This is a genomic window from Sphingobium sp. (genome assembly GCF_032153725.1).
Classification (GTDB): domain Bacteria; phylum Pseudomonadota; class Alphaproteobacteria; order Sphingomonadales; family Sphingomonadaceae; genus Sphingobium.
Map to the genome: position 1 here is coordinate 1 of NZ_JALDYQ010000106.1, position 12159 is coordinate 12159.

Consider the following 12159-nt stretch of genomic DNA (forward strand, 5'->3'; position numbering starts at 1 on the left):
ACCACGTTCGGAAGCCTGCTCATATCAACTCGTTCAGCAGTCTCGCAGGCGCGCTCGCGCCGTCCGCGGTCCAACTGGTCCTGAGAAGCTGTCCGCTCATGTCCATGAGGAGCAGGCCCGGCAGCGCTTTCCCGCCCAACGCGCGCAGCTGGCGGGTGGCGGGTGCGTCATGGCGTGCAAGAAGCCATGGCATGCGCTCTCTGATCACATAGTCGCGATGGGCCTGTACGGTTGAGTCATGTCCGACATACATGATTTCGATGGCCGATTCTTTTTGCAACTGCTCCTGCGCGGCCCTCAGCCTGACCTGAAAGGCGCGGCATGGACCGCACCATCCCGCCCCGCAATAGATCAAAATCCGCCGCGTACTCTCATGAAGGGTCGCGGGTATCAGGCGTCCCCGATCGAGACGTTCGAGTGCCGTGAACAGCGGGCCGGCTGCGCGGGCACCGGCCGACGCCAGCAACAGGCCTGCGGAACCGCAGAGGAGATCGCGTCTAGAAATGTGCACGGGCTTGCACGAACATCGTGCGCGAACCGCGCGGGCCATAGACATAATCGCTGTCGCGGATCGGACCCGTCTCCAGATCGCGTTGGCGTGCGTCGGTGATATTGCGCAGGCCGATGGTGATATCGACCTCCCGATCGCCGCTCAGATGGACATGCCGCGTGGCGCTCATGTCAGCCACCAGAAGGGCCGGCGTGCTCCGGACGACGCCCAGGCGATTGTTGAGCACATGCATCGAACCAATATAGCGGAGCGCCAGAAAGGCTTCGAGGCTCTGAGACAGGGTCCAGGACATTTGCCCCACCGCGGTCGCATGAGGACTCTTCAAATAGCCGCGCGTGAAGATCTGACGGGTGGCGCTCTGATAGATTTTCTGCGGGCTGTCGTAACGCGCATCGATCCACGCCCCGCCAGCCGCCACGCGCAGGCGTTCGGTAATGCGCAAGCTGGCGTTGATCTCTGCGCCCAGCACGCGGCTGCCCCCGGCATTGTCCCGCAACTGGAACAACCCGCCTGCATCCTGAAGAATCCCGCCGAGCATGAAGGCATCGCGCAATCTGGTGAGATAGACCTGACCGTCGACCGTCAGCCTGCCGTCGCTCCAGTTCGGCCGCCAGTCAAAGCCCAGCGAAACGCTGGCGGCCCGCTCCGGCGCGAGGCGTGGCGCGTTGCGAACCCGGACTGGAGCAGCCCCGAGCACGGCAACATGCACATCTTCGCTGAAAATCTCCGGCGCGCGATACCCGCTGGACCAATTGGCGCGGATCACCCAGGCCGAATCTGGCGACCACCAAAGTCCGATGCGCGGCGAGAGGATCAGGCCATCCAGAACGGAACTTCGATCCACCCGGGCGCCCAGGAGCAGTCTGGCGGCACTCGACAGGGTCCATTCATCCTGCACGAAGGCGCCGACTGTCGAGAAGCTGCCCGAGGTCAATGTGCCGAGGACGGTTCCGTCCACATCGACATTGCGGTCATCCACCTTCTCGCTACGGGCCTGAACGCCGATCTGTAGTTCATGCGCGCCTCGGGATGTGGCGAGACGCAGTTCGCCATAATTGAGCGTGTCCCGGGTCGTGCCATATTGACGGCGGCTGACAGCGATCGCCCGAGCCAGCCTGCCGCTGTCGAAGCCGGGCATTTCAGGGTCCGTCTCCACATCCCCCAGTCCGCCGTAGAAACTGTTGCGGCTGATGCGCGAAAGCGCATAGGTGACCGTCGCCATGGTCCTGTCGCCAAGACGATGGTCAAGGCTCAGGCTGGCGCGATGAATGCGGCTGTCTATGGCTTCCGCGATATTTGCCAGATAGGGCGCCTGATCGAACCGGTTCCCGCCTCGCCGGCGCTCGTCCGTATATTGATAATCGAATTTCAGCTGCGTCAGGCTGGTCAATGTGATCGCGCCCCGAATGCCGCCGCCCTTCTGTCGCAGTCGCGCCAGTTCGCTGTACCCGTCGCCATTCAGGTCGACCGCCGGTTGACTTGCGCCCTGGACATAGAGGCTGACGATATCCCCGCCGGGCAACGCGAACGAACCCATGACCGATCCCGTCAGGGCGTTCGCTCCCCCTAGCCGCGCATAATCGATGCTGGCGCGCAGGCCCGATCGCGTGGGCTTCACCGGCAGGACATTGACGACGCCGGCGAGCGCTCCGGGACCGTAAAGCGCCGAACCGCCTCCCTTCATGACCTCGATGCGGTCGATCAGAACGGCGGGCAGTTGTTCGACGCCGTAAACGGCCGCAACCCCGGTCACGAGCGGCAATCCGTCGAGCAGAATCTGGTTATAGGCTCCAGGCAGGCCCAGAAGCTGAATTTCGGTGGTGTTGCAGTTCTGACAATTGCTTTCGGATCGCGCGCCCGGAAGATAGTCCAGCGCATCGGCCAGATTGCGGGAGCCGGTCGATTGCAATATCGCGCCGCCCACGACATCGGTGCGGATTGGAGCGTCCCGGACCGAACGGGCCGTGCGCGTTCCCGTCACCACGATGTCCGCTCGTCGATCTGCTTCCTCCGCCATGAGCTGGGCGGGCAATGCCAGTCCACCGGTCATGGCCAGACAGGCCATCAGACGCCGGCGCGCCCTGCCCCCCGCGCCGGATAGACGCCCGGAGGCATGCTCCGCGCCCGAAAGGAAGGCCAGCACCGGCTTCCCGCTCACCCGGGCCTTCAGCCCCGCCAGTTCCGCTCTCCCGATCATGGCGTGCTCGGCTTTACAATCATGAGCAACGCTTTGGCGTCTATGCAGTCGCCAATGCCGACGCACACTTCATCCACCACGCCGTCAAATTGCGCGGTCAGGGCCGTTTCCATCTTCATAGCCTCGATAGTGAGAAGCAGTTCCCCCGCGCGAACCTGCTGCCTGGCCGTTACGGGCAGCGTCACGATGACGCCGGGCATCGGGGCGGAGACATGTGATACGTCCGATGAATCCGCAACCCGCCCTGCCGCCGGAGCGGGGACGCCCCCCTGGCTCTGGACATGGATCAGGCGACGTTGCCCATTTAGTTCGAAGAACAGGGAGACGATGCCATCCTCGTCGGGAACGCCGACCGCATGCAGGCGGATGACAATAACCTTGCCCTGCCCGATTTCGACGCTGATCTCGTTCCCCACAGCCATTCCATAGAAATGGACGGAGGTCGGCAAGAGGGAGACAGGCCCATGGCGGCGTTGCGCCTCCACGAACTCGGCGAACACCTTGGGATACATGAGATAGCTGGCGAATTCGGCATCGCTGAGCGAGCGCCCGCACGTCGCTTCCGCCGTGCTGCGTTCCGCAAGGAGGTCGGTCGGGGGCAGCAGGCTTCCGGGACGAACGGCGATCGGCACTTCGCCGCCCAGAACCCGCTTTTGCAACTCGACCGGCCACCCTCCCGGCGGTTGGCCCAGATCCCCGCGCAGCATCGCGACGACGGAGGCAGGGAAGGCAACATCACAATGCGGATCGAGGATTTCTTCCGGAGAGAGGGACTGGGCAACCATCATCAACGCCAGGTCGCCCACGACCTTCGAGGATGGCGTGACTTTCACGATGTCGCCCAGCAGGCGGTTCGCCTGCGCATAGGCCGACGCTATCTCATTCCAGCGGCTCTCCAGCCCCAGGCTGCGCGCCTGCTCCCGTAAATTGGTGAACTGGCCACCCGGCATCTCATGCTGGTAAACTTCCGAGGCGCCGGAGCGGAGATCGCTTTCAAAGGCCGCGTATCGTGTGCGCCCCTCCTCCCAATAGGCGCTGAGCCGCCGGATCACCGACGGGTCGAGCCCGGTTTCGCCCGGCGTGTGTCGCAGGGCTTCGACGATCGCGCCCAAACAGGGCTGCGAGGTCGTTCCCGACATGGAATCGATCGCGGCGTCGACCACGTCCACTCCCGCCTCGATCGCGGCGAGCAGCGTGGCGGCGCCCGCGCCGGAGGTGTCATGCGTGTGAAGGTGGATCGGCAGGTCGGTGGCACGGCGCAGCGCCTTCACGAGCACGCTGGCGGCCGCCGGTTTCAAAAGCCCCGCCATGTCCTTGATAGCGAGGACATGGCAACCCGCGGCCTCCAGCTGCCGGGCAAGGCCGACATAATAGGAAAGATCATATTTCGCCCGGTCGGGATCCAGGATATCGCCCGTGTAACAGATCGCGCCTTCCGCGACCTTGCCGCTCTCGATAACGCAATCAATGGCAACGCGCATGCCTTCGACCCAGTTGAGGCAATCGAAGATGCGAAAGACATCAATGTCCTTCGCCGCCTGCTGAATGAAGTAGCGGACCACATTGTCCGGATAGTTGGTATAGCCGACGGCATTTGCCCCGCGCAGCAGCATTTGCGTCAGGAGATTGGGCGCCCGCGAACGAATGGCGGCCAGCCGTTCCCACGGGTCCTCCTGCAGGAACCGCATCGAGACATCGAAGGTGGCGCCGCCCCAGCATTCAAGACTGAAGAGTTGAGGCAGGCCCCTTGCATAGATGCTGGCTGCGTCCACCAGGTCAACGGACCGCATGCGGGTCGCAAGCAACGACTGGTGCGCGTCACGCATCGTCGTATCGGTGATGAGTGGCGCCTTCTGCGCCCTCATCCATCTGGCGAGTCCCGCAGGTCCTTCGTTCTCGAGGATTTGCCGTGTTCCGGGCCTGATCAGCCCTTGCTCCTTTGGCTGGACGGAAGCCCGGGCGGTGGCGGGCGGCCTGGCGCGACCCGCCACGTCCGGATGCCCGTTGACCGTGACCTCGGCAATATATTGCAAAAGGCGCGACGCCCGGTCTTGCCGTCCGTCGGGGGCAAGCAGGCAAGGCGTCTGGTCGATGAACCGGGTCGTATAGCGATTCAGCAGAAAATCGGGGTGCCTCAGGACATTCTGGAGGAAGGCCAGATTGGTGGCCACCCCCCTGATCCGATATTCCTGAAGCGCCCGGCCCATGCGGGCAATGGCTTCCGATGGGGTTGAAGCCCAGGCGGTCACCTTCTCCAGCAAGGGATCATAATGGCGCGTGACGACGGCGCCGGCATGGGATGTTCCCCCATCAACCCTTATCCCGAAACCCAGCGCGCTTCGATAATCGGAAATTCGGCCATGGTCGGGGATGAAATTGTTCGACGGGTCCTCAGTCGTGATCCGGCATTGGAGCGCATGTCCATTGAGTCTGATATCGGCCTGGGGCGGAACGCCGCTTTCGGTACAGTCGCCAACTGCGGCGCCTTCGGCAATCCTGATCTGTGCTTTGACGATATCGACACCCGTGACCATCTCCGTCACGGTATGTTCGACCTGAATACGTGGGTTTACTTCGATGAAATAGAAGGCACCGTCGACCTCGTCCATGAGAAACTCGACGGTGCCGGCTCCGACATAGCCGGTGGCCCGGCCGATCTTGAGCGCCGCCTCGCAAAGAACCGAACGCGTCGCCTCATCAAGATAGGGCGCAGGCGCGCGCTCGATCACCTTCTGGTTGCGCCGCTGGATCGAACAGTCGCGCTCGAACAGGTGAACGAGATTTCCGTGCCGGTCGCCCAGCAGTTGCACCTCGACATGCCGGGCGCACCCTATCAGCCTTTCAAGATAGACGTCGTCGCGACCGAAGGCGGCTTTCGCCTCCCTCTTGCCGGAGCGTACCGCCTCGATCAGCTTCCCCTCATCCTCGATCGGGCGCATGCCACGGCCACCGCCGCCCCAGCTTGCCTTCAGCATCAGCGGATAGCCGATCTGCGCGGCGATCCGCCTTATTTCCCGTTCGTCGCCGGGCAATGGATCGCTGGCGGGAACGACGGCCACGCCGGCCTTGATCGCGATCGCCCGCGCGGACACCTTGTCGCCAAGCTGGCGCATCGTGTCGGGCGAAGGGCCGATGAACAGGATGCCCGCTGCGGCACAGGCTTCGGCAAAGTCGGGATTTTCAGACAGAAAGCCATAGCCCGGATGGATCGCGTCGACATCGGCCTTCCGGGCGATTTCGATGATCCGCTCGATGTCGAGATAGGCGGCAATCGGTCCCACGCAGGTTTCGAGACAATAGGCTTCATCCGTCTTGAAGCGATGCAGGGAAAGCCTGTCCTCCTCCGCATAGATGCCAACAGTCTGAATACCCATTTCGACTGCCGCACGGAATATGCGGATGGCAATCTCTCCGCGATTGGCCACGAGTAACTTGCGTATCCGGGCACGAGCAGGATCGACAATGGTGTAGGACATGTCAGCCATTGGAAAAAACGTCCCAGACCAGCTTGAGGTTGAGCAGCGCGATCAGCAGGCCGATCATCCATGCGCTCAGGCAAAGCCAGCGTGGAGAAACCATCTCTCCCATCTTCGCCCGGCTGCTGGTGAAGGCGATGAGCGGGAACACCGCAAAGGGCAGTTGCAGCGACAATATGACCTGGCTCAGGATCAGCAGCTTTGCCGTTGCGGTCTGGCCATAGGCATAGGTGACGAACAGCGCGGGCACGATCGCTATCCCGCGCGTCAGCAGTCTGCGCAACGACGGCGGCAGGCGCCAGTTCATGAAGCCTTCCATCACGATCTGGCCGGCGAGCGTGGCGGTGATCGCGGAATTCTGTCCCGAGGCCAGGAGCGCCACGGCAAACACGGTCGATGCGGCTGCAACGCCCAAAGTGGGTGACAGCAGCTTATGCGCCTGAGCGATTTCGATGACGGTTTGCCCGGTCGCATGAAATGCGGCCGCCGCCAGGATCAGGATGGAAGCATTGATGAACAGCGCGCCGAACAGGGCCAACGTGGAATCTATCGTGGCGAAGCGGAGCGCCTCGCGCTTTCCATTCGGGCTCCGGTCATAGCACCGGCTCTGCACGATCGCGGAATGAAGATAGAGATTATGCGGCATGACGGTGGCGCCGATGATGCCGATCGCGACATAGAGCATGATGGGATCGGTCCAGACTTTCGAGCTGGGCACGAAACCGCCGGCGACACCACCCCAATCCGGCCGCACGAGGGCCATCTCGACCGCAAAGCATAATGCTATGCTGAGGAGAAGCACCGCGACGAATGCCTCCAGAAACCGGATGCCGCTCCTTTGCAACAGCAGCAGGATCAGAACGTCGAAGCCGGTGAGCGCCACGCCCCAGACAAGCGGAATGCCGAACAGCAGTTGGAGCGCGATGGCGGTACCGATCAACTCGGCCATGTCGCAGGCGCAGATGGCGATTTCACAGAATAGCCAGAGCAGTGCCACGGTCGGCTTGCTATATTGGTCCCGGCAGGCCTGCGCCAGGTCGCGTCCCGTCGCGATGCCCAGACGAACGGCCAGATGCTGAAGCACCATCGCCATGACGTTCGACAGCAGGATGACCGAGAGCAGGGTGTAGCCAAAGGCCGAACCGCCATAAAGGTCGGTGGCCCAATTACCCGGGTCCATATAGCCGACAGCCACAAGATAGCCGGGGCCCAGGAAGGAGAACAGCCTGCGCCATCCGACGCCCCGCACCGGCACGGTCCGGAAAACCTCCGTCAAGGAAGGTTCTCCTCGCCTCCGCCGCCAACTCGCTTCCCTGGCCTCGTCCTTGCTGTGCGGCCAATCCTGACCGAACATGGAAGCAGCGCTCTCCATCGCCTTTTTCCTTCTATTAGCTCCGCATGACGCTGGTGACGGCGCGGCTTCCCTGATCGATCGTCAGATTTCGTTCTTTGCCATCAGGCCTGCGATATGATCCGCCTGACGAATGGCCAGCGCCACGATCGTGAGCGTGGGATTTTCAGCCGCGCTCGTGGTGAACTGACTGCCGTCGGAAATGAAGAGGTTCTTCACCTCATGGGTTTGCCCCCATTTGTTCACGACGCCATCTTCCGCCCTGTCGCTCATCCGGTTCGTGCCGAGATTGTGGGTGGAGGGATAAGGGGGCGTCTTGAACGTCCTTTTGGCGCCCACCGCCTCATAGAGCGCGATGCCGCGTTGATAGGCATGGTTGCGCATGGCGACGTCGTTCGGATGGTCGTCATAATGGACGTTCGCGACCGGCATGCCGAACGCATCCTTGACGTCCTTATTCAAGGTCACGCGATTGTCGGCCTGGGGAAGATCTTCGCCCACCAGCCACATGCCGGCCAGGCGGTCATAGCCGTCCAGCACGGAACTGAACTCCCGGCCCCATGCGCCGGGGCTGAGGAAGGCGGCGGTGAACGGCACGCCCAGCGAGATGGTTTCCATCTCATAGCCGCCGACAAATCCGCGCTTCGCATCATGCACCGCCTCATCGCGGACGATGCCCGCCATGGTGGTGCCGCGATACATATGGACCGGCTTGTCGAACTGCGCATAGACCGACCCGGTGGTGTGCCGCATATAGTGGCGGCCCACATGTCCCGCGCCGTTGGCGAGGCCGTTCCTGAACTGGTTGGTTTCCGAATTCAGGAGCAGCCGGGGGCTTTCGATCGAATTGCCCGCCAGAGCGACCGCGCGCGCCTTCTGCTTGTGCAGAACGCCCTTGCTGTCGGCATAGACGACGCCCGTCACCTTGCCGGAGGGCGCATGTTCGATCCGGATGACCTGGCATTCGGGGCGCACTTCCAGCTTGCCGGTCGCCTCGCCCTTGGGGATTTCCGTGTACAGCGTCGACCATTTCGCGCCGGATTTGCAACCCTGGAAGCAGAAGCCGATCTGCTGGCAGCTGCCCCGGCCGTCGCGCGGCTGGCTGTTGATCGACATGTTGCCGGTATGGAATTCCTTGTAGCCCAACAATTTGGCGCCGGCGGCAAGGACCTTGTAATTGTTGTTGCCTGGCAGGCGCGGAATGCCATGGGTGCCGGTCGTCCCCATCTTCAGTTCCGCCTTGTCGTACCACGGCGCCATTTCCCCGGCGGTGACGGGCCAATCGAGCAGGGCGGCACCGGGAATGTCGCCATAAGTGGTCCGCGCCTTCCACTCATGGTCCTGGAAGCGCAGCGATGCGCCGGCCCAGTGCGTGGTGGTGCCACCGACCGCCTTGACGATCCATGCGGGCAGGTTGGGAAAGTCCTTCGCCACCTGCCAGGTGCCCGAAGTCGTGCGCTTGTCCTTCCAGGCAAGCTGGTCGAAACTATCCCACTCATTGTTCATGAAGTCGGGGATTTCATATCGCGCGCCTGCTTCAAGACACACGACCTTGATACCCTTCTGGGCCAGCTCGTTCGACAATGTTCCGCCACCGGCACCTGAACCGATGACAACGACGACACTGTCGTCGCCCAAGGCGAATTTCGTAGTCATTTGATCAATCCTCTCTTCCGGGCTTGCTGGCGATCAGGCCGGCAACCAGTCGATGTCGTTGAAACCGCGATGGATGTATCCGCCATGTTCGGCTGAAGATCCTTCGTAGCCAAGCTTGGCCCACAGCTCTTCCTGGTTGTAGAGCGCGGTGATCATCTCGCCGCGCATCCGGGTGAAGAATGGGGTGCCTTCAATGGCCTTCAGAACCGCGACGCGATCCGCTTCGGCAACGATGTCCAGATAAGGCTTGCCGAATTTGCCGTTTGCGATCTTGTCGAGGTTCGCCACGCCATCGGACAGAAGCTTGGCCGAGCCGGGCTCGGCGGCAACTTTGGCGTCGATGGTGGCGAGCGCTGTCTCATAAAAGCCATTGGGAAGGCGGTCATGAGGGTAGAGATCGCGGGCCATCTTCAGCAACGTCGGGGTAGCAGAAGCCGTGACGGTCTTGAGCGGCGCGGCGACAGCTTCGGTGCCGATCGCGGATACTGCGCCCGCGATAATGGCGACGCCCGCAGATTGCCCCAGAAAGGCTCGACGATTTAGCATCGTCCTCTTTTCAACTAACCTCATTATTCCTCTCCTCTGCAATGGCTCCGCATCTCGGGGCCCCTATTCTTGGAAAGACCTCTCATTGATATCGACCATGACGCTGGAGGACTTCGATCTTGTAACCGTCGGGGTCGACGATGAAGAAGAAGCGCGCCATCAGGGCGCCTTCGCGGAAGAACTCCTTGATCGGCTGAGGCGCAATGCCCGCAACTGCCATACGGATATGTTCCCGATCGAGATCGTCGACCGCGACGGCAATGTGACCATAGCCGCCGCCATGCGTGTAGGGCTCCGTTTGATCATGGTTGACCGTCAGTTCAATTTCGATATCGTTCTCCGGGTTCCGCAGATAAATCAGCGTGAATCCATCGAACGGAAATCTATCGGCGATCTGAAGACCCAGAGCCCGGTCGTAGAAATCCAGGGATCTCTTTTCATCCATCACACGGATCATTGTGTGTATGATCTTGGCCATCGCAATATCTCTTCTCTATTTTCCGGTGGGTGCCTGAAGATAGCCGATAATGGCCTTCCTCTTGGCCGCATCAGCTTGTTTATAACCCATGACGCTACCGGGAATTGCCTTGGCACTGTCGGTCAACCAGCGATCCAGGGTGGCCGGATTCCATTTCATGGAGCTGCGCTTCAGCCCATCCGAATAGGAGAAGCCGGCCTGTTTGCCCGCAGTCTTGCCGACAATGCCCGCCAGTGATGGACCAACGCGCGTCTCGCCCGCTTTCACCGAATGACAGGCTCCGCACTGCTGCGCGAAAAGCTTGCCCCCCGACAAGGGAACGGTTTGCGCGTCGACCTGCGTGATCTTCACGGCCGCCAGCACGATCAGCATCGTGCCGAAGCGTGTCAGTTTCCAGCGATAAGGGTAGATGTTCGCGAGTGTCATTATCCTCTATCCTCTCTTTCAATCCCGTCGGCGTCGGACGCGCGAGCAGATTGCAGCAACCGATCAGCAAGCATCGTGCCAAAGAGAGAAAAGTCCGCAATTTTCGGGGAAAGATGTGCCGCGTATCATGACGACATGAGCGATACTGTGCAGCATTGTATCAGTTTGTCTCACCCAGTTGGGGATAGTGCGACAGATTTGTGTGGCACAAAGGACATAAGTAGCCACACAATACTACATCGCTTCGACTATAACTGGAAAATCGCCTTATCTATAATCTGGCACGCTTATTGCTGAAGTGATTGGTGGCGTTGCCGGCGGTCCGGTTTCGTCAGCAGGTTCCGCGGCTACCCCCCGTTTTTGTGTGATGCACATCAGCCGCGGAACTTGCACCAATTCGCAAATGCCTGGCCACAGGTCAGGTCAACGGGAGATAAGTGATGACCGAGGCGCTAACACTCAACAAGATAATAAGCCAGAAGGGGATAAGTATCAGCGAAGCCACCAGGTTGATCGCAGACCTGGGCTGGACGCCGTCCTATGTGCAGGACGCCATGCACTTCCCTACCGACTACAAGATCAGCAAGACCCCCAAGGACCCGATGAAGCAGGTCCTGCGCTCCTACTTCCCGATGCAGGAAGAAAAGGACAACCGCGTCTATGGTGCGCTCGACGCCGCCCTGCGCGGCGACATGTTCCGCAATGTCGAACCCCGCTGGATCGAATGGATGAAGCTGTTCCTGGCGATCATCCCCTTCCCGGAAATCTCCGCCGCCCGTTCGATGGCAACCCTGGGCCAGCTCGCCCCGGGCGACCATCTGCGCACCGGCTTCACCATGCAGATGGTCGATGAGTTCCGTCACTCCACTATTCAGATGAACCTGAAGAAGTGGTACATGGAGAATTATATCGATCCCGCCGGCTTCGACATCACCGAAAAGGCGTTCGGCAAATGCTATGCCACCACCATCGGCCGTCAGTTCGGTGAAGCTTTTCTGACCGGCGACGCGATCACCGCGTCGAACATCTATCTTCAGGTCGCCGCCGAGACGGCGTTCACCAACACGCTGTTCGTGGCGATGCCTTCCGAAGCGGCGCGTAATGGGGACTATGCGCTGCCGACGGTGTTCCTCTCGGTTCAGTCGGACGAAAGCCGCCATATCGGCAACGGCCACTCGATGTTGATGTCGATCCTGAAGGAACCCGACAATCACCTGTTGCTGGAACGCGATATTCGTTACTCCTTCTGGCAGAACCATATGATCGTCGACGCGGCGATCGGCACCATCATCGAATATGGCACCAAGAACCGCGACAAGAACAAGGAGAGCTATGCGGAACTGTGGCACCGCTGGATCTTCGAGGATTACTATCGCACCTACATGCTGCCGCTCGAGAAATACGGCATCAAGATCCATCATGACGATGTCCATGAAGCCTTCGATTCCATCGTCAAGAAGGGTTATGTCCACAAGGTCGCGCAATTCTTCTCCGCCGGCTGGTGGGCCAATTTCTGGC

Annotated in this window: 9 protein-coding genes; 1 reads left to right on the plus strand and 8 read right to left on the minus strand. The window is 61.1% G+C overall.

Annotated elements, in window-relative coordinates; genetic code table 11:
• Positions 1-19 precede the first annotated feature (19 nt).
• From RUH75_RS21910 to RUH75_RS21945, 8 genes are all read right to left on the minus strand, one after another.
• Positions 20-466, minus strand: a complete 447-nt coding sequence (locus RUH75_RS21910) for a thioredoxin-like domain-containing protein (RefSeq protein ID WP_313809316.1) — start codon at positions 464-466, stop codon at positions 20-22.
• Positions 467-497: 31 nt separating this feature from the next.
• On the minus strand, positions 498-2708 hold the full coding sequence (locus RUH75_RS21915) for a TonB-dependent receptor (protein ID WP_313809317.1): 2211 nt from the start codon (positions 2706-2708) through the stop codon (positions 498-500).
• A complete protein-coding gene (locus tag RUH75_RS21920; RefSeq protein WP_313809318.1) occupies positions 2705-6193 on the minus strand; it encodes a pyruvate carboxylase in 3489 nt (1162 codons plus the stop codon). Before RUH75_RS21920 ends, RUH75_RS21915 begins: the two co-directional genes overlap by 4 nt.
• On the minus strand, positions 6186-7460 hold the full coding sequence (locus RUH75_RS21925) for an Nramp family divalent metal transporter (protein ID WP_313809319.1): 1275 nt from the start codon (positions 7458-7460) through the stop codon (positions 6186-6188). The genes RUH75_RS21920 and RUH75_RS21925 overlap by 8 nt, the downstream gene beginning before the upstream one ends.
• Positions 7461-7619: 159 nt before the next feature.
• Complete coding sequence (locus tag RUH75_RS21930) at positions 7620-9191, minus strand: GMC family oxidoreductase (protein ID WP_313809320.1); 1572 nt, start codon at positions 9189-9191, stop codon at positions 7620-7622.
• Positions 9192-9224: 33 nt separating this feature from the next.
• Positions 9225-9737, minus strand: coding sequence for a gluconate 2-dehydrogenase subunit 3 family protein (locus RUH75_RS21935; RefSeq protein WP_313809321.1), 513 nt, complete (start codon positions 9735-9737; stop codon positions 9225-9227).
• Between the two features lie 82 nt (positions 9738-9819).
• The gene (locus RUH75_RS21940; RefSeq protein ID WP_313809322.1) at positions 9820-10215 is read right to left on the minus strand and encodes a VOC family protein; all 396 of its coding nucleotides are present in this window, start codon (positions 10213-10215) and stop codon (positions 9820-9822) included.
• Positions 10216-10230: 15 nt separating this feature from the next.
• The gene (locus tag RUH75_RS21945; protein WP_313809323.1) at positions 10231-10641 is read right to left on the minus strand and encodes a c-type cytochrome; all 411 of its coding nucleotides are present in this window, start codon (positions 10639-10641) and stop codon (positions 10231-10233) included.
• Between the two features lie 440 nt (positions 10642-11081).
• On the opposite strand from RUH75_RS21945, the gene RUH75_RS21950 reads away from it, so the two are divergent.
• Positions 11082-12159 (plus strand): hypothetical protein (locus RUH75_RS21950; protein ID WP_313809324.1); only part of this gene is annotated, 1078 nt, incomplete at its 3' end.